Below are 17051 nucleotides of genomic sequence, written 5' to 3' on the forward strand. Positions count from 1 at the left end.
AGGGCTAGGTGGCCTTGCGCACCAGCCAGCCGGTGAGGCCAATGAGCAGCAGCCAGGTCAGCAGCACGTAGAGGTACAGCACCGGCACGCCCGCCACCCGCCCGCCGTGGTCGAAGGCCCCTAGCAAAGGGTAAGTAAGCAGCAGCGTGAAGAGCCCGGCCACAAACAGCAGGCGCTGGCCTCGCTGCCGGGAGGTATCTGAAGGCGTGTTTTCGGGCATCATGGAAGGAAGGGGTTAGCCGCTCAACGTAACGCAAAAACCCGCCCGGCGGGCTGCCTGACGGGTTTTTGCTTAAAATTCAATCACTTAGCTAGCTATCCATCAGCTTCACGTTGCGGGTGTCTTTCATCAGCGCCGTGCCTACAAAGAAGCAGATAAGCGCAATCACCACCGGGTAAATGAGCCCTAGCAGGCTGCTGTGCTCCTTGGTAAAAGTACCAGCCGGCTGCTTTGCCGCCCACACGCCGATGGAGGTAGCGATGAGCGGCACGAAGCCCCCAAACACGCCATTGCCAATGTGATAGGGCACCGAGAGCGAGGTGTAGCGCACGCTGGTGGGGAAGAGCTCGACGAGGTAGGCGGCGATGGGGCCGTACACCATGGTCACAAACAGCACGAGGCAGAAGGTGAGCACCGTCATCATGAACACGTTGGGCGTGAGGGCTTTCATCACGGCGGGCACGGCCTTGCCGGCGGCATCCACGGTAGCGGGGGTGATTTCGGTGAGCGGCCCGGCGTAGGCCTTGATGCCGTAGAAGAGCGGAATGGTGAACAGCGCCCCGCAAATCATGCCCGTCATGATGATGCGCTTGCGGCCGATGCGGTCAGACAAAGAGCCAAAGTACACAAACAGCGGCGTGGCAAGCACCATCGCCACCACCAGCACGGTGCTCGAATCGACGATGTCGAGCTTAAGCGTGCTGTTCATAAACGAGTAAGCCTGAAACTGCGAGGTGTAGAAAATAACCCCCTGGCCCATCGTCACCCCAAACAGCGCAATCAGCACCAGGCGACGGTTGATGGGGTTCACGAACGAGTCGCGCAGGGGGCTCTTGCTCGTGGTGCCGGTAGCCTTGGCCTTGGCAAAAAGCGGCGACTCGTGCAGCTTTTTGCGGATGTAGTACGAGGCAATAACCAGCAGGCCCGAGAGCAGGAACGGAATGCGCCAGCCCCACTCTTTGAAAGCAGCCTCGCCCATCGTTTTGCGCGTGATAACAATTACCAGAATGCTGAGAATGAGGCCACCGGTAGCCGTAATCTGGATGAAGCTGGTGTAGTAGCCGCGCTTGGCATCGGGGGCATACTCGGCTACGTAGGTGGCCGCACCGCCATACTCGCCGCCCAGTGCTAGGCCCTGCAACAGGCGCAGCACTACCACAATGGCCGGCGCCGCAATGCCAATGGAGTCGTAGCTCGGAATGAGGCCCGTGATGAACGTGGCGCCGCCCATAATGAGCAGCGTTACCAGAAACGTGTACTTGCGCCCAATCATGTCGCCAAGCCGGCCGAAGAACATGGCCCCGAACGGCCGCACTACGAAGCCCGCACCAAACACCGCCAGTGCCCCGAGCAGGGTGTCCTCAATCTTGCCGGCCTGCCCAAACAGCACTGGCCCAATGATGGCCGCCAGCGAGCCAAAAATGTAGAAATCGTACCACTCGATAACCGTGCCCACCGACGAGGCCGTGATGACCTGCCAGATGGTTTTTGAATCGACTTGGTTGTTGTCGTGCGCCGCCGGCGCATCCACGGCCGCGCCGTAGGCGGTGGGGTTCAGGCTTTGTTCCATTAGGAAAGGGTGGGAAAAGATATTGCTGAATGAGTGGCGACTAGCCTATAAAAATACCTGCGTTTGCAGCGTTATTTCGGGGCGGTGGGTCACGTCGCCGGCCACGCCCACGCCGTTCACGGTGGTCATGTTAAAATCGGGGCGGGCGCGGTAGTTGAGCGTCACCTTGGCGTTGTGGCCATCGATGTAGAAGTTGAGGCCCGCATCGTAGATATTCACGCCCTGCACGTCGCCGGCGGCGTTGCGCAGGCCCTCGTAATTGCTGTGCAGGTAGGCCACGTAGGGCTGCAGGCGCACCTTGGGGCCTAGCGTGTTTTTGCCCATGAGGAAGCCGAGCTGGCCATATACGGTGCCGCCCGTGCCCGACTGCGGCACGGCGTTGCCGCGGTAGGCATTGGCCCCGTAGCCGGGGTTTTCGGCACCGACAAAGCGCACGTAGTTGGGCCCGAAGTCGTAGTTCCAGTACACGCCGTAGAAAGTAACGGCCGTGCGCTTGGCCGTATCGAGCGGCGTATCGTAGAATACATCGGCGCCGAAGAGCTTGATATCGTGCTTGGTAGTGGGCACGGCCGCATAGAGGTCACTGCCGCTGGTCAGGTTAGCCAGGTTCACCGTGCTGCTGCCTGAGCGCGAGAACATACCATTCTGGTTGTACATAAAGCCCGTCCCGATGCTCAGCACCTTTTTGGTGCCCAGGTACGTGCCCTGCGTGTAAGGCAGCAGGTTGGCCTCGGGCTCGAAAAAGTTGTAGCTGAAGTAGCCCTGGTACACGTGCCCGTCGTTTTGGGGGTTGTACTGCGCCACGTTAATGCCGGTATTGGTCGTGATGCCGTTAGTTGTAGAATTCACCCCTAGCCCCAGCGGGTTACCGGTTTGTACGCCGCCCGCCACGTAGGTTGTATTGGTAGGCAGGTTGGTCAGGAAGGGGTCGCTCATCGACAGCTTGTAATCAAACTTACCCACCCGGCCCTTGGCATACACGCCAATCCAGCGCGCAAACTGGTCGATGGCGTCGATAGTTGGGAAGTTGGTCAGCGGCACGTCCATCGTCATGATGCTCGTGGTGCTGGCGCTACTCATGCGCGAGATGCCGTTGTAGTAGTGCAGGCCCGCCCCCAGGTTGAGGTACTTATTGACCTTATACTCGGTCACGGCCTCGTGGATAAAAAGCTGTGGCTTCTTGCCATCGGTGGTGGCATTCACGCCGCCGCTCACGTTGTTCTGGTTGTTGATACCGAAGTGCGTGTAAATGAGAAAGCGCGGACTGAGCTGGGCCAGCAGCACCATGCGCGAGCGCCGGATGCCGAAGTCGAGCTGGTCGCTTTTAGGCTCGTTAGGCCCGCGTAGTGTGCCACTGTTGTTTTCGTTGTAGCGCATGTACACCTGCGTCCAGGCCATCAGGCGCACGTATTTTTGGCCATCGGGCGAGAGGTTGAATTTCATGCCTGCCCCGTAGGGCACTGGCTTGGTGGGGGCCGGTGGCGTGGGTGGCGGCGCCTGGGGCGCGGGCGGCGGGGCGGGCGAGCCAGGAGCCGGGGGGGCTACCTGCGCCTGGGCGGCGCCGGCCAGCAGCAAGCCACTTAGGGCCAGCGTGTAGCGGAAAGCATGCATATAAGAAACGTACTGGGTGGGAAGAGTATCGAACGAACTGCGCGCCGGCCGCCCCGGCCTCCGCTTGGGGCAGCTAAGTAGCACTACCAGGCAGCTATATGGTGTGCGCGTGCTATCGTTTTGCTAAAAGTCTATAGCTCTTAATTTTGGCCAAAAAAGCTATTTTCCTTTTACTAGCGCAGGCCGTCTTTACTGCCCGGCAGTGGCTCCAACGCACGACAATACCTTACTTATCACGCCTGTAGCATTTTATCCTAGTTTTATCACCGACTAGCCCTCATTTAGCAAAGCGCTATAGCTACTGAGCAAACCTATAGCAGTTTAGCGATAAAGCTCCTTGTTTATCGTTTGCGACCCTCTGAGGCAGTAAAAAGGGCAGCCTCCGTACGGAGGCTGCCCAGCTAACTTTCGAGGATAGAAGCCGTTGGCTACTCTACATAATCCAGGTCTTTGCCGAAGCTTTCGGGCAGCGTGCTCACGGCCCAAAAGGCCACAGCCAACGTCACAAGGCCTAGCACGGCCGCCCCGGATAGGCTGCCGCCCAGGTGCGCCTCAGCCCACCGGTAGGCTGGCACCAGCGCCACTACCGAGCCGCGGGCAAAGTTGGGGGCCGTGGTGGCCACCGTGGCCCGCAGGTTGGTGCCAAACTGCTCGGCCGCTACCGTCACAAACAAGGCCCAGAAGCCTACCGCTAGGCCCATCACGAAGCACATCCGGTAAAAGCTCTCCGGCGAGGCCCCGCGCATCGCAAACAGGTAAGCCAGCACCACGGCGGTGCATAGCACCAGAAACACTTGCAGCGCCCGCTTGCGGCTGCGCAGCAGCTGGCTCAGGCCGCCGCTCGCAAAATCACCAAATACCAGCCCGAAGTAGCACCAGAATACGGCGCGCCCTGCCTCCACCGGGCCAGTCAGCCCCAGCGCCCGCCCAAACTCGGGCGCGAACGTGATAAGGATACCCACCACAAACCACAACGGCACCCCGATAAGCAGACAGCGCAGGTAGCGCTTCAGCCGCGGCCCGTTGGTAAACAGGGCCAGGAAATTGCCCCGCGCGGCAGTGCTTTCCTGGGTGCGCCGAAACATGCCCGACTCAAACACGCTCACCCGCAACACCAGCAGCGCCAGCCCCAGCGCTCCGCCCACGCCGTAGGCCGAGCGCCAGCCAAACTGCTCGCCCACCCAGAACGCCAGCATGGCCCCGCTCACGCCCACGGTGGCTACCAGCATGGTGCCCATACCGCGCCGCTCGCGGGGCAGGCTCTCGCTCACCAGCGTAATGCCCGCGCCCAGCTCGCCGGCTAGCCCCACGCCGGCAATCAGCCGCAGCCAGGCATATTGCCCCATCGTATGCACGAAGGCGTTGGCCAGGTTGGCCAGCGAGTACAGCAAAATAGAGCCAAACAATACCGACAGCCGCCCGCGCTTGTCGCCCAGCACGCCCCACAAGATGCCGCCCAGCAGCATGCCACCCATCTGCACCTGCAGCAAAAATTCGCCCTCGGTTTTAACGTCGGTCACGCCCAGCGCTGTCAGGCTCTTGACCCGCACAATGCTAAACAGTATCAGGTCGTAGATGTCGACGAAGTAGCCCAGCGAGGCCACGATTACTACGGCGCTGAATAAGCCCACTGGGGGCCGCTCGGCCGCGGGCACGGAAGATTGGGAAGGATGCACAGATTAGGGAAAACGATTTTCTGGCCCTAAACATACTGACCAACGGCTACGCTAGCCAGCTCATAGCGCAATAGGCCCCTACCCCCTGCGCGGCGCTAGCCCGCCCGAAAGCGCTCCCAGCGTATCATCATGTACTTATCGCCCAGCTCGGTCACGACCAGGCCGGCGCTTTTCAGGTTTTCCGGCTTTTGAAAGAACTCGGCTAGCTCCTTCTGATTGAGAATCTTATACGTGGGGTGGTAGTCGGTCTGGCGTGGGGCTTTCACGCCGTATTTCTTCACCCAGTTCATCACGCTCACGTGGCTGACCCCTAGCAGGCGCTCGATTTCGCGGTAGCTCACGCCTTCGATATAGAGCTGCAGGGCCTTCACCACGTAGTACGGGTTCACCTCGCGCCCCACCTTGGCCACGGTGTAGTGGTAGCCGCAGCTTTTGCAGCGAAAGCGCTGACGCTCATTGATTACCCCGCTCTTCGTGGCTTCTTTGGAATCGCATTTGGGGCAAACGGGCGCGGTCATAATAAATGGCCCGGGCACTGAGTCTTGCCGAGCCGGGGCTAGCGGCAAATGTATAGGAATTTAGCAAAAAGCTACTCCCTGCTCCTCCTCTTCTGCCTAGCGCTAGCCCGCAGCACGGCCGTAGCTTTGATTCGCCAACCCACCCCTAGCCCATGCCCACTCCTCCTACCCGCCCTATTGCACCGGCCGACTTATCGCCGGCCGATTTTTATCAATACCTCATTGGCGCAGTGGCGCCGCGGCCGATAGCCTTCGCCAGCACTATGTCGGCCGGGGGCGAAGTGAATCTGAGTCCGTTCAGCTTCTTCAACGTGATGAGCATGAGCCCGCCTATCCTCGTGTTTTCAGTTACCAGCCGCGGGCGCGACAACTCCCATAAGGATACGCTGCAGAACGTGCGCGCTGTGCCCGAAGTCGTTATCAATCTCTGCGATTACCCCCTAGTGGAGCAGCTTTCGCTGGCCAGCGCGGAGTACCCTGCCGGGGTCAATGAGTTTACCAAAGCGGGCCTCACCGAAGTACCGTCGGACAAAGTGCGACCGCCGCGCGTGGCCGAGTGCCCGGTAGCCTTTGAGTGTGTGGTAGGGCAGGTTATGGCGCTCGGCGATGGGCCGGGCCACGGCAACCTGGTAGTGTGCCGCGTGGTGCAGGCCCACGTGCGCGAGGCCATTTTGCTGGATGGCCGGCCCGGCATCGACCCGCTGAAGTACGAGGCTGTGTCGCGCCTGGGTGGCGACTGGTACAGCCGCCTGCGCCCCGAAAACCTCTTTACCGTGGGCCGCCCCAACCGCCACCTGGGCATCGGCTTCGACGAGCTGCCCACGCACATTCGCCACAGCGACCTGCTCACCGGCAACCACCTTGCCCGGCTGGCCAATACCGAGCGCGCCGCCCTGCCCAGCCCGGCCCAGATTGAGGAAATCAAAGCCGAGCCAATGGTGGCCTATCTGCTTAATAAGCACCGCAACGATGCCGCCGAGCAGCAAAAGCAGCTTACGCTGCTAGCCCGCCAGTGGCTGGAAGAAGGGCGCGTAGCCGAGGCGTGGCGGGTGCTGCTGGTGGGCTAGCATTTTCAAATCATGTGCCCTACCTGCTCGCTCACTCCTATCTACAGCTTTGCATCAGCTGCCAGCTTTGAGGCCTTCGATGCAGCATTAACGCAGCAACTGGCCAGCCGGCAGCTAAAAGTTGTACCTACACCTGCTTTACCTCACCTATCTGCCGCTTTTCAGTGCAGCAACTGCCTAGCTATATGGGTTCTAGCGGCCCCCGATAATGCCTGGCGAGGCTTCTTTTTACCGCAAGCCGAGGCTGCTCGCTATTTGCGGGCAATGCAAAGCGCCACCACTACCCGCCAGCTAGGCTGCTTGGTAACGGTGGCGCTTGCATTGCTGCTGATTATCTGGCGCAGCCTTTCCTGAACCTATTTGCTTAGGGCCTAATTCCGCACCGCAATCAGCAGCCCGAGCTCCTTGTAGCGCATGTTGAATTTCTTGGCAATGGCGGCATTTGTGAGCGAGCCTTTGTAGATGTACACGCCCGAGCGGAAATGCTCGTTCGTGAACAGCGCCTCGTTGATGCCGCCCTGTTGGCTGATATCCTGCAGAATGGGCGTAAAGATGTTGCTGAGCGCATTGGTGGCCGTGCGCGGCACGCGCGAGGCAATGTTGGGCACGCAGTAGTGCACCACATCATACTTGCGAAAAACGGGCTTGCTGTGCGTAGTCAGCTCGCTGGTTTCGAAGCAGCCACCCTGGTCGATGCTGATATCAATGATGATGGAGCCCGCCGACATGCTGGCCACCATCTGCTCGGGCACCATAAACGGGATGCGGCCCTCTTCCACAGCTAGGGCCCCAATAACCACGTCGGCCCGCCGAATCTGCTGGCTCAGGGCAAAGGTATCGAGGGTGCTGGTGTAGAGCTGCGCGCCCAAGTTGTGCTTAAGCCGTCGCAGCTTATACAGCTGATTGTCAAATACTTTAACCTCCGCCCCTAGTCCAATAGCTGCGCGGGCGGCGTACTCGGCCACCGTGCCCGCCCCCAGAATAACCACCTGCGACGGCGGCACGCCCGTGATACCGCCCAGAATAATGCCCTTGCCCTCGTTGGAGCGGGCCAGGTACTCGGCCGCCACCAGCATCACCGTCGAGCCCGCGATTTCGCTCATGGCGCGCACTACCGGGCGGGCGCCGCTAGGGTCCTTTATCAGCTCAAAGCCGATGGCATTCACTTTTTTGCGCGCCAGGGCATTGATAAACTCGGGCGTCATGGTGCCCATTTGCAGGGCCGAGATGAGCGTTTGGCCGGGGCGCATGAGCTCGATTTCATCCATCACGGGCGGAGCCACTTTCAGGATAATGTCGGCCTTGTACACCTCCTCGGTAGAGTAGGCAATGGTGGCCCCGGCCTCGGAGTAGTCGTGGTCGGAGTACTTGCTGGGCTCGCCGGCGCCGCTCTCCATCAGCACTTCGTGGCCTTCCGTCACGAGGTGAAGCACGGCTTCGGGCGTGAGGCCCAGCCGGTTTTCCTGCAAGGATGTCTCCTTGGGCAGACCGATGAAAAGCTTGCGCTTGCGCGTTTCCACGGCCAGCATCGACTCCTGGGTGAAGTAGGCGCGGCTCGTAGCCAGCGCGCCAAAGCCGGAGGGTAGCTGTTCGGCCATAACTTTTTTCAGAGAACAGAGGACAGTGAATAGCGAGCAGTTAGTCTGCGCACTGGCTACTGTTTACTGCTCATTATTCACTAGTAATTGATAATTGTCTTGATTCTGGGCCGGTTACGGTCAGCTCCACCAGCAGTCGCTGCGGGGGTAGCAGGCTGGCCACGCGGCTAGGCCATTCTACCAGGCAAAGATACCCCGAATCGAAGTACTCGGCCGCACCCAGGCGGGCAGCTTCTTCTTCGGAATCAACCCGGTAAAAGTCGAAGTGATAAATGGGCTGCCCGCGGCCGTCGCGGTACTCATTGACCAGGGCGAAGGTGGGGCTGCTCACGTCGTCTTCGACCCCTAGCGCGGCGCATAGGGCCCGGATGAGCGTGGTTTTGCCCGCGCCCATCTCGCCCTCAAAAGCTACTACGCTGCGGCCCGATTCGGCGATGGCGGCGGCGAGCTGCTGGGCAGCCATGGGCACGGCTGCTAGGGCCGGAATTTCGAGGGTACTAGGTGTCACGTTTAGCTAGGTTGTAAAGCGGGTGCGTTATCCTGTCAAGGTTGTAAGGCCAGCCCCGTGCGGCCCCGATAGTTAGTGCATGCGGTCGTCGCGCACGGGCAGGTTAACCACGATTTCGCCCTCAATTTTGAGTAATTCCTGCAAACGAGCATCGACCTCGGCGGGGTTGCAGTATTCCTTGGCCAGGTCGACGTAGCTCACAAAGTGGCCGGCTTCGCTGGCCATCAGCTCGTAGTAAAACTGGCTGAGCTCGGGGTCGCGGTCTTGCAGGTGCAGCCACAGCAGCTTGAAGCGCTCGCAGCTGCGTGCCTCGATAAGCGACGACACCAGCAGCTGGTCCATGAGCTGGCGCTCGCGCGGGCCGCCCTTGCGCACGTGGGCCATCAGCTGCACCACGTACTCGTCGCGCCGGGGGCGGCCTAGCGGCAGGTTGCGCTTGCGCAGCTCTTTCACCACGCGGTCAAAGTGCTCCCACTCTTCGGCTACGAGGGCGGTGAGCTCGTCTACCAGCCGCTCTTTTTCGGGGTAGTGCACGATGAGCGAGATGCCGGTGCTGGCCGCCTTTTGCTCGCAGTAGGCGTGGTCGACGAGGATTTCCTCCAGGTTTTTGCTGGCTAGGTCAACCCAGCGCGGGTCGGAATTGAGCTTGAGCTTGAGGATGGTTTTTTCTTTCATAAGGCTGGAAGCTGCTTGCTGCTTATTGGTTTATCAATTACCGAACAAGCAGCAAGCACCCATTAGCTGAAGAACCGCCACCGCACGCCAAACAAGAAGCGGCGCGGGTAGCCGGTGAAGTAAGGAGTGGTGAAGTAGCCATCGCTGTAGAGCCCCTGGTTGAGGTAGGCCACTTTCAGGAAGATAGAAGCCGAGCTGATGTCGGCGGCCACGAAGGCGTTGGCCACGGCGTAGGCGCCAATGGTGAAGTCGTTTTGCACGTAAAACTGCTGCGTGCCAGGCGCGTAGCCGTAGCCCCGAAACCGCGACTGGTAGTAGAGCTCGCCCCCCACTTGCGCAAACAGCGCGTGCCCAAACACCCGCCGCTGGTAATACACCCGCGACTCGGTAACGAGCGCCGGAATGCGCAGCCCCGCCCCATCGCCGCCCTGCGTGTAAGTGGCCTGGTTGTCGAAAAACACATTGCCGAGCCGCACCCGGTGTCGGGCATAGCCAATGAGCAGCTGCTTGCTATCGCCCACGTCGGTCGAGAGCTGCTGCGGCACTCCATTTTCATTATAAAACACCAGGCCCGAGAGGCGCGCCACCGCGGCGCTGAGCTCGATGGAGTGCTCGGCCAGGAAGGGCAGCGGCTGGCGCAGGCGCACGGTGAGCTGCTGGGTGTTGGTGTTGCTGAAGGTACTGGCCCAGCCATCCACCTTACCCCGGATATTGTCCCAGAAGTAATTATTGCCGACAAATACGCGCTGCGTGAGCGTGGGCGAGTACGAGTTGAGCAGCAGCTCGGCCGAGAGCGGGCCAGTGCGAATACGCCCGCGCAGCCAGTACTCGGCGCCCGCGCCCGGCACTTTGGGCACCAGGCTGTTATCGAAGGGCAAATATTCGCCCGCCACCTCCACGGCGTAGATGCTGCGGTAGTTGAACGAGGCCGTGCCGCCCACGAATAGCTGCCCGAAATAGAAGGGCGCCACAATGGTATCGGCCGGGGCGGTGCCCACGGTTTGGAGGCGCAGCCCGACGCCCGAGCGGCCTAGCGGCGTGGTGCGCTGCGAAAGCCAGGCATTGCGGTAGCGGGCATACAGGTTGTACTCAATACGGTCGGTGCGCCCGAGCAGGCCTAGCGTGTTCTCGATTTGGCGGAAGGTGGCGCGGTCGTCGGTAGTCACGATGTTGCGGTAGGTGCCGCGGCCAGTACCCTGGGTAGGGTCGACGGAGGGGTAAAACAGCAGGTTGCCACTGCCATCGCGCGGCAAAGCGTTGTCGGTGTAGCTGTTGTACTGGCGCCGCAGGTCGAGCACGTGGTAGGCCGTGAAGCCCCGGCGCGCCAGCCGGTAGCTCTGAAACACATGCACCTGGTCGCGGTCGTCGATGCTAAGCGCTGGCGCCAGGTAAATCCGCTCCAGGTCGTATTTGAATAAGCTGTTGTCGCCTTTCAAGGCACTTACCTGCTCGGTGCCTGTGGGCCAGATGCCCCCTAGCTCGCGGGTGCGCTGGCGGCTGGCCGAGTAGTTGGCCAGCAGGTGGTAGCGGCCGTCTTCGGTCTGGTAGCGGCCGTAGAGAGTAAAGTTATTGTGCTCGACCTGCCACTGCGAAGTGTTTACGGCCAGCACTTGGTTACCGGCAATACGCTCGTAATCGACACCGATACTAAAATTTTTCTTCAGCGAGCGCGAATAATTAATTTCAAATACCTGCTCGCCCCGGGTGCCCTGCACGTAGCGAAAAAACGAGTAGGGCGAGCGGCTGTCGTAGTACGGCACCTCGCTGGCATCGCGCACGTTGCGGTCAAAGGCATTGCGCCCGAAACGGGCCCCTAGCTGGTAGTTGGGCTGATACAGCAGCGGGCGCGAGGCCGAGCCCAGCACCCCCAGGTCTTGCTGAAACGTGGTGTCGTGGGCCCAGAAGCGCGCCTGCGGCCAGCGCGTGAGCGAGGTGTCGATGGGCGTGCCGCCGGCCGAGTCGCGCAGCAGCTCGGCCTCGTAAATGACGCGGGTCGTCTTGGGGCCATAGAGCACCTTGGTCGAGTCGTCGACAATCTGAGCCCTGGCGGCCAGCGGGCTGCCCAAGGCTAGTGTCAGCAGCAAAAAGAGCCAGCGACCGGCCGCATTTTTAAAAGAAACCATGCAACAAAAAACGCTCAACATAAACAGACTGGGTGCGCCCAGCGCCGCAGCTAAAGGTACTAGCGCGCGGCCGGCTGCGTAGCTTGGGCTACGAGGCCAGCCAGCCGCGCGGCGCCCTCGCCCAGCAACGCCACCCGCACCGGAATGGTATACACGTAGCTGGCCAGGGCTTGCCGCGACCCCGCCCACAAAGCAGGGCTAGCGAGGCGCGTCGCATCCTTTTCGGTGGTAAAAATAGGCCAGCCTGGCTGCCAGTGCCGCCGCAGGGCTTCCAGGTCTTCGGGTTGGAAAGTGTGGTGGTCGGGCAGCTGCTGGTGATGCACAATGCTATAGCCCTGGCTTTTGAGGTAGTCGCGCAGCGGCCCGGGCTGGGCAATGCCCGTGAGCAAAAGCGCAGGGCCAGCGGTGGCCGGCGGCCCTGGCACGTTCTCTAATTCAAGGCCTAGCGCGGCCAGCAGCGGCTGGGGGGCCCCGTAGGTGTAAGCCGAAAACAACACCGGCACGCCGGGCCGGGCGTAGCGCTGCACCTGCGCTGCGGCTGCCGCCTGCGCAGAGGCCGACAGGCCAGGCGGGCACTTCGTTAGAATAACTACATCGGCGCGGGCAGCTTCGGCACGGCTTTCGCGCAGGCGGCCGGCGGGCAGCACAAAGTCGGTGTAGAAGGGCCTGGCCAGCTCGGTGAGCAGGATGTTGAGCGTGGGCCGCACGCGCCGGTGCTGGTAGGCATCGTCGAGCACTACGCACGTGAGGCTTGGGTGGTGTTGGCGTAGCAAATTGAGGCCTAGCTGGCGGTTTTCGGCCACGGCAATGGGCACTCGTTGCGCGCTAAACTCCTGGTAATACTGCCATGGCTCATCACCTACCGTAGCGGCCGAGTCGGCGGCAGTGGCTAGCCTGGGGCCTTTGGATTGGCGGCCGTAGCCCCGGCTCAGGATGGCCGGGTGCTGGCCCTGGCGCAGCAGCTCTTCGACCAGCCAGGCCACGTGGGGCGTTTTGCCGGTGCCACCCACCCGCAGGTTGCCCACCCCCAGCAGCGGCACCCAGCCGGGCGCCGAGCGCTTCCAGCTGTGGTCGTAAAGCCAGTTGCGCACCGCCAGCACGGCAGCGTAGAGCCAGGAAAACGGGAGCAGCAGCCAGGCCGGCCAGGGAGGAAGCATAGGGCAAAGGTCGGGCTGCTAGCCGACCTTTGCCCTATGCCTGACTTTCCCGCTCGCCTGCTCCAGCTGCTTTCCACGTTCCCGCTGCCCGCCGCGCCGCTGCCGGGCGGCGTGGAGGTGCGCAACTCGTACCACGACCCGGCCGTGCGCACTATTCTGCAAGCGTTCGCGCACAAGTTTTACGCCACTGATGCCCCGCGCGTGGGCATTTTCGGCATCAACCCCGGGCGCTTCGGCGGCGGGCGCACCGGCGTGGCTTTTACCGACCCGGTGGCCCTAGCCAGCTGCGGCATTGCCCACACGCTGCCGCGCCAGCGCCGCGAGCTGTCGAGCGAGTTCGTGTATCAATTCATTGAGGCGCTCGGTGGACCCGGCGAGTTTTACCAGCATTTTTTCCTTAGCTCCATCTATCCGCTGGAGTTGACTCGTGAAGGTAAAAATTATAACTATTACGATGCGCCCGCGCTCACCAAAGCGCTGTGGCCCGACATGCGGCTATCGCTAACCGAGCAAACGAACCGGCTGAAGCTACGGCGCGATGTGGCCGTGAGCCTGGGCCGCCGCAATGGCGAATTTCTTCATAAATTGAATGAAGAGCTTGGTTTATTTAGCCGTATCGAAATTTTAGACCACCCACGCTTTCTCATGCAATACCGACGCAAAAGCCTGGCCGAAAACGTAGCTCGCTATGTGGAAGTGTTAGGGGGACTAGTAGATTAAATTTGTACAAAATTTGGATTAAGCCCCTCGCCTGGCGTAACCTTGCTGCCACCTCCGCTCTGCTTGCTATTTTATTGACTATTATTGCTATGGCTACTATCCAAGAATTATCGCGCCTGCTTGAGTCCGCCGCTCCCCTGGCCTACCAGGAAAGCTACGATAATGCCGGCCTGCAGTGTGGGCTGCCCGAAACGGAAATTACTGGTGTGCTCATCGCGCTCGACTGCACGCCCGCCGTAGTGGCCGAGGCTAGCCAGCGCGGCTGCAACGTAGTCGTGTGTCACCACCCGGTTATTTTTCGCCCGCTCAAGCGCCTCACGGGCAAAGGCCTGGTTGAGCAAACCATTATGGCTGCCCTTAAGGCTGACGTAGCCATCTACGCCGCGCACACCAACCTCGATAATGTGCGCCAGGGCGTCAATGCCAAGCTGGCCGAAAAGCTGGGCCTGGTCAATACCCGCATCCTGGCTCCGCAAAGCGGCACGCTAGCCCGCCTCAGCACCTACGTGCCTGACGAGCCCACGCCCGACGGCCAGCAGCTGGCCGACAAGGTGCTAGCCGCGCTCTATGCGGCCGGGGCAGGCCAGGTAGGCAACTACCGCGAATGCAGCTTTCAGACGCCGGGCCTGGGCACCTTCACACCGGGGGCCGGAGCCCAGCCCACCATCGGCCGCGAAAATCAGCCCACGGCCGTGGCCGAAACCAAGCTTGAAGTACTGCTGCCGCTGCATCGCCAGGCAGGCGTGCTAGCCGCCCTGCGCCAGGCGCACCCCTACGAAGAGGTTGCTTACGAATTGGTTAAGCTCGAAAATCAGCACCAAGACGTAGGCGCGGGCCTGGTAGGCGAGCTGCCCGAGGCGATAAGCCCGGCAGCGTTTCGCCAGCTGCTGAAAGCCGAGCTAGGGGTACCGGTAGTGAAGTATACGGCATTTGAAAAAGACATCAAAAAAGTGGCGCTGTGCGGTGGCGCGGGCAGCTTTCTGACCGGCGCCGCCCTGGCAGCCGAGGCCGACGCCTATGTGACCGGCGACGTGAAATACCACGAGTTCTTTGCGCCCGAGGGACGGCTGATGCTCTGCGACGTGGGGCACTTTGAGAGCGAACAGTTTACCGGCGAGATTTTCCGCGATTTGCTGCTGGCCCGCTTCGGTCGTACTTTTGCGGTCTTATTCGCTGAAACCCCCACGAATCCCGTTCAGTATGACTGCTAATTCTGCCGCCGTGGCAAATCCGGCCGACGCGCCTATTTCCGCCAAGCTCGAAGCTTTGCTCAACCTGCAACGCATTGATTCGCAGCTGGATGAAATTCGTCGCGTGCGCGGTGACCTTCCCGAGGAAGTGCGCGACCTCGAAGACGAAATTGCCGGCTACGAAGCCCGCGTAAAGCGCTTCGACGAAGAAATCAGCGGCCTGCAAGACCAAATCAAGCAGCGCAAAGCCGCTACCAAAGAGGCTGAAGGCCTCATTAAGCGCTACGAAGAGCAGCAAACCAACGTGCGCAACAACCGTGAGTACGAGGCCATTGCCAAAGAAGTAGAGCTGCAGCGCCTCGAAATTCAGATTTCGGACAAGAAAATCAAAGAGGCCCAGTACCTCATCGACCAGCGCAACACCGAGGCCAACGTGACTCGTCAGCGCCTCGACGAGCGCCGCAAGGACCTCGATACCAAGAAAAGCGAGCTCGACACTATCGTGGCCGAGAACGAAGCCGAAGAAAAGCAGCTCATGACTGAGCGCGAAACCGCCGTGCAGCCCGTAGAAGACCGCCTGCTGACGGCCTACGACCGCATCCGGGGCAATATGCGCAACCGCCTGGCGGTAGTGCTGGTGCGCCGCGACGCCTGTGGTGGCTGCTTCAACACGGTGCCCCCGCAGCGCCAGGCCGACATTATCTCGCACAAGAAAATTATCGTGTGCGAGCACTGTGGCCGCATTCTGGCCGACGTAGAAGGCAAGCAGTCGGCTAACTAGTAGCCATCTTCATCTTTGCACTAAAAGGAACGGCCCCGGTCGTTCCTTTTTTGTTGAGGCTAGCATATGTTACTCACCGCTCTAGGTCGCTCAAGACTTCGCTGCCGTACCCAGCTAGCCTTAGCTGCGGTAGCGCTGTTTTGCGCGAGCTTCAGCGGGGGCGCTCCGCAGGCCTATTCACGGCAGGCCCCCGAGGCTAGCCCTGCCGCTAGCCTTGCCCTAGCGCCAGACGCCCTCTCGCCCACCGCCCGCCGCGCCTACACCGAGCTACTGAAGCTGAAAGCCGGCACCTGCCGCCAACTGCTGGCTACGGAGCCACCCAGGGCGCCCGGCACCCTGCTGGTAGCCGACTGCGCCGATTTTCTGGAGCTGCTTGTCAGCCTCGATGCCAGCCGCTACGAAACCACGATAGCCGCGCAGGATGCCCGGCTTAGTGCCCTCGAAAAGACACCAGCCAGCGCGCTGCGCGACTACGCGCGGGCCGAAATCAGGCTGCACCAGGCAGCGGCCCAGCTGGCCTTTCACCACGAGGTGCGCGGCGCCTGGAACCTGCGCCAGGCCATGCTGCTGACCCAAGCCGTGGCGGAGCGGTACCCAGCCTTTGCGCCAGCACGCAAAACCCTGGGCTTGTGCCAGTTCGGTGTTGGCTCACTTCCCGAAGGCTACCACTGGCTGCTGCGCCTGCTAGGCCTGCGCGGCAGCATCGACGAAGGCCTGGCCAACCTGAGCCGAGCAGCAGCCCAGCCCCACGACTTCCAGCCTGAAAGCCAGATTCTGCTAGCCCTCGTGCGCGAGTCATACTATAAAAAAGGCGATGAAAGCCTGGTCGTGGCCGGCCGCCTGGCCCACGAGCAGCCCGACAACCTTTTATATAACTATCTACTAGTAAGCCTGAATAAGCGCCAGCACCACGGTGAGGAGGCGCTGGCAGCTTATCGCGTCCGGCCCACCGGTCCGGCTTATTTGCCGCTGGCATTTCTGCATCACCTGGCCGCCGACCTACTATTGTACCGGGGCGACTATGCTGCTTCTACCGCCGAGAACCAGCAGTTTTTGCGCGAGTTTCGGGGCGACTATTACCGCAAGGATGCCGCGTTTAAGCTCTACTTAGCGGCTTGGCTAGGGGGTGCGCCGGCCGCCACTGCCGAGCGCTACCGCCAGCAAATCAATCTGGCCGGCCCGCTTACTATTGAGGAGGATATTTATGCCCAGCGCTTTTACCACGATGCGCAACTCCTCAACCCTACCCTCACTCGCGCCCGGCTGCTTACCGATGGTGGCTACTACGCGCAGGCTTTGAGCCAGTTGCAGAAATTTCAACCGACGCCGGCCACGCCCATGCGCGACCGCCTCGAAGCGCCCTACCGGCGGGCCCGCGTGTGGCAGGGCCTGGCGCACCTCGACTCGGCCCAGGCCGACTACCTGCGCACCGTGCGCCTGTCGGCCGCGCTCGGCGACCCACCCTACTACTTTGCCCCCCAGGCGGCGTTGCAGCTCGGCTACCTGGCCCAGGCGGCGGGCCAGCGCGCGGCGGCCAAAAGCTACTTTCTGCGGGCCATGCGCTACGAGAAGCACGAGTATAAAAACAGCACCGACCAGAAAGCCAAAGTGGCCCTGCGCGGGCTGTGACCCTGACT

General features: G+C 61.3%; 15 protein-coding genes. 5 read left to right on the forward strand and 10 right to left on the reverse strand.

The window, feature by feature from the left end; genetic code table 11:
• Positions 1 to 4: 4 nt before the first annotated feature.
• The 5 genes from J4D99_RS05960 to J4D99_RS05980 all read right to left on the reverse strand — a co-directional run bounded on the left by J4D99_RS05960 (position 5) and on the right by J4D99_RS05980 (position 5595).
• Positions 5 to 223: a hypothetical protein gene (locus J4D99_RS05960; protein WP_208130893.1), complete on the reverse strand. Its 219-nt coding sequence runs from the start codon at positions 221 to 223 to the stop codon at positions 5 to 7.
• 88 nt (positions 224 to 311) lie between these two features.
• Positions 312 to 1790 (reverse strand): MFS transporter, encoded by a 1479-nt coding sequence (locus J4D99_RS05965; RefSeq protein ID WP_208130792.1) that lies wholly within the window; start codon positions 1788 to 1790, stop codon positions 312 to 314.
• Positions 1791 to 1835: 45 nt separating this feature from the next.
• Positions 1836 to 3401, reverse strand: coding sequence for a hypothetical protein (locus tag J4D99_RS05970; protein ID WP_236018540.1), 1566 nt, complete (start codon positions 3399 to 3401; stop codon positions 1836 to 1838).
• Between the two features lie 428 nt (positions 3402 to 3829).
• Positions 3830 to 5077 (reverse strand): MFS transporter, encoded by a 1248-nt coding sequence (locus tag J4D99_RS05975; RefSeq protein WP_309509570.1) that lies wholly within the window; start codon positions 5075 to 5077, stop codon positions 3830 to 3832.
• 95 nt (positions 5078 to 5172) lie between these two features.
• Positions 5173 to 5595, reverse strand: a complete 423-nt coding sequence (locus tag J4D99_RS05980; protein WP_208130887.1) for an IS1/IS1595 family N-terminal zinc-binding domain-containing protein — start codon at positions 5593 to 5595, stop codon at positions 5173 to 5175.
• 152 nt (positions 5596 to 5747) lie between these two features.
• Here J4D99_RS05980 and J4D99_RS05985 point away from each other — a divergent pair, with 152 nt between their 5' ends.
• The gene (locus J4D99_RS05985) at positions 5748 to 6662 is read left to right on the forward strand and encodes a flavin reductase family protein (protein ID WP_208130793.1); all 915 of its coding nucleotides are present in this window, start codon (positions 5748 to 5750) and stop codon (positions 6660 to 6662) included.
• A gap of 371 nt (positions 6663 to 7033) precedes the next feature.
• Here J4D99_RS05985 and J4D99_RS05990 read toward each other — a convergent pair whose 3' ends face one another.
• From J4D99_RS05990 to lpxK, 5 genes are all read right to left on the reverse strand, one after another.
• A complete protein-coding gene (locus J4D99_RS05990; protein ID WP_208130794.1) occupies positions 7034 to 8260 on the reverse strand; it encodes an alanine dehydrogenase in 1227 nt (408 codons plus the stop codon).
• Positions 8261 to 8333: 73 nt separating this feature from the next.
• Positions 8334 to 8768: a tRNA (adenosine(37)-N6)-threonylcarbamoyltransferase complex ATPase subunit type 1 TsaE gene (gene tsaE, locus J4D99_RS05995; protein ID WP_309509571.1), complete on the reverse strand. Its 435-nt coding sequence runs from the start codon at positions 8766 to 8768 to the stop codon at positions 8334 to 8336.
• Between the two features lie 72 nt (positions 8769 to 8840).
• Positions 8841 to 9443: a MiaE family protein gene (locus J4D99_RS06000; RefSeq protein WP_208130795.1), complete on the reverse strand. Its 603-nt coding sequence runs from the start codon at positions 9441 to 9443 to the stop codon at positions 8841 to 8843.
• A 62-nt stretch (positions 9444 to 9505) separates the two neighbouring features.
• Positions 9506 to 11566, reverse strand: coding sequence for a putative porin (locus J4D99_RS06005; RefSeq protein ID WP_208130796.1), 2061 nt, complete (start codon positions 11564 to 11566; stop codon positions 9506 to 9508).
• Between the two features lie 59 nt (positions 11567 to 11625).
• A complete protein-coding gene (gene lpxK / locus J4D99_RS06010; protein ID WP_208130797.1) occupies positions 11626 to 12723 on the reverse strand; it encodes a tetraacyldisaccharide 4'-kinase in 1098 nt (365 codons plus the stop codon).
• Positions 12724 to 12759: 36 nt separating this feature from the next.
• Between lpxK and J4D99_RS06015 the strand changes: the two genes are divergently transcribed.
• The 4 genes from J4D99_RS06015 (at position 12760) to J4D99_RS06030 (ending at position 17043) form a co-directional block, all read left to right on the forward strand.
• Positions 12760 to 13443 carry a uracil-DNA glycosylase family protein gene (locus J4D99_RS06015; protein WP_208130798.1) on the forward strand — a complete coding sequence of 228 codons (684 nt, stop codon included), beginning with the start codon at positions 12760 to 12762 and terminating at the stop codon, positions 13441 to 13443.
• Between the two features lie 89 nt (positions 13444 to 13532).
• Positions 13533 to 14654: a Nif3-like dinuclear metal center hexameric protein gene (locus J4D99_RS06020; protein ID WP_208130799.1), complete on the forward strand. Its 1122-nt coding sequence runs from the start codon at positions 13533 to 13535 to the stop codon at positions 14652 to 14654.
• A complete protein-coding gene (locus J4D99_RS06025) occupies positions 14644 to 15414 on the forward strand; it encodes a zinc ribbon domain-containing protein (RefSeq protein WP_208130800.1) in 771 nt (256 codons plus the stop codon). The genes J4D99_RS06020 and J4D99_RS06025 overlap by 11 nt, the downstream gene beginning before the upstream one ends.
• A 66-nt stretch (positions 15415 to 15480) precedes the next feature.
• Positions 15481 to 17043, forward strand: coding sequence for a DUF3808 domain-containing protein (locus J4D99_RS06030; RefSeq protein ID WP_208130801.1), 1563 nt, complete (start codon positions 15481 to 15483; stop codon positions 17041 to 17043).
• The last annotated feature ends 8 nt before the right edge of the window (positions 17044 to 17051 follow it).

This window comes from Hymenobacter sp. BT559 (genome assembly GCF_017571525.1).
Taxonomy (GTDB): domain Bacteria; phylum Bacteroidota; class Bacteroidia; order Cytophagales; family Hymenobacteraceae; genus Hymenobacter; species Hymenobacter ginsengisoli.

Bases quoted from the DNA above. Each gene is read 5' to 3' on its own strand.
- J4D99_RS05965 (WP_208130792.1), bottom strand. From the start codon at position 1,790: ATGGAACAAAGCCTGAACCCCACCGCCTACGGCGCGGCCGTGGATGCG.
- J4D99_RS06005 (WP_208130796.1), bottom strand. From the start codon at position 11,566: ATGGTTTCTTTTAAAAATGCGGCCGGTCGCTGGCTCTTTTTGCTGCTG.
- J4D99_RS06015 (WP_208130798.1), top strand. From the start codon at position 12,760: ATGCCTGACTTTCCCGCTCGCCTGCTCCAGCTGCTTTCCACGTTCCCG.
- J4D99_RS06025 (WP_208130800.1), top strand. From the start codon at position 14,644: ATGACTGCTAATTCTGCCGCCGTGGCAAATCCGGCCGACGCGCCTATT.
- J4D99_RS05985 (WP_208130793.1), top strand. From the start codon at position 5,748: ATGCCCACTCCTCCTACCCGCCCTATTGCACCGGCCGACTTATCGCCG.
- lpxK (WP_208130797.1), bottom strand. From the start codon at position 12,723: ATGCTTCCTCCCTGGCCGGCCTGGCTGCTGCTCCCGTTTTCCTGGCTC.
- J4D99_RS05970 (WP_236018540.1), bottom strand. From the start codon at position 3,401: ATGCATGCTTTCCGCTACACGCTGGCCCTAAGTGGCTTGCTGCTGGCC.
- J4D99_RS05980 (WP_208130887.1), bottom strand. From the start codon at position 5,595: ATGACCGCGCCCGTTTGCCCCAAATGCGATTCCAAAGAAGCCACGAAG.
- J4D99_RS06030 (WP_208130801.1), top strand. From the start codon at position 15,481: ATGTTACTCACCGCTCTAGGTCGCTCAAGACTTCGCTGCCGTACCCAG.
- J4D99_RS05960 (WP_208130893.1), bottom strand. From the start codon at position 223: ATGATGCCCGAAAACACGCCTTCAGATACCTCCCGGCAGCGAGGCCAG.
- J4D99_RS05990 (WP_208130794.1), bottom strand. From the start codon at position 8,260: ATGGCCGAACAGCTACCCTCCGGCTTTGGCGCGCTGGCTACGAGCCGC.
- J4D99_RS06020 (WP_208130799.1), top strand. From the start codon at position 13,533: ATGGCTACTATCCAAGAATTATCGCGCCTGCTTGAGTCCGCCGCTCCC.
- J4D99_RS06000 (WP_208130795.1), bottom strand. From the start codon at position 9,443: ATGAAAGAAAAAACCATCCTCAAGCTCAAGCTCAATTCCGACCCGCGC.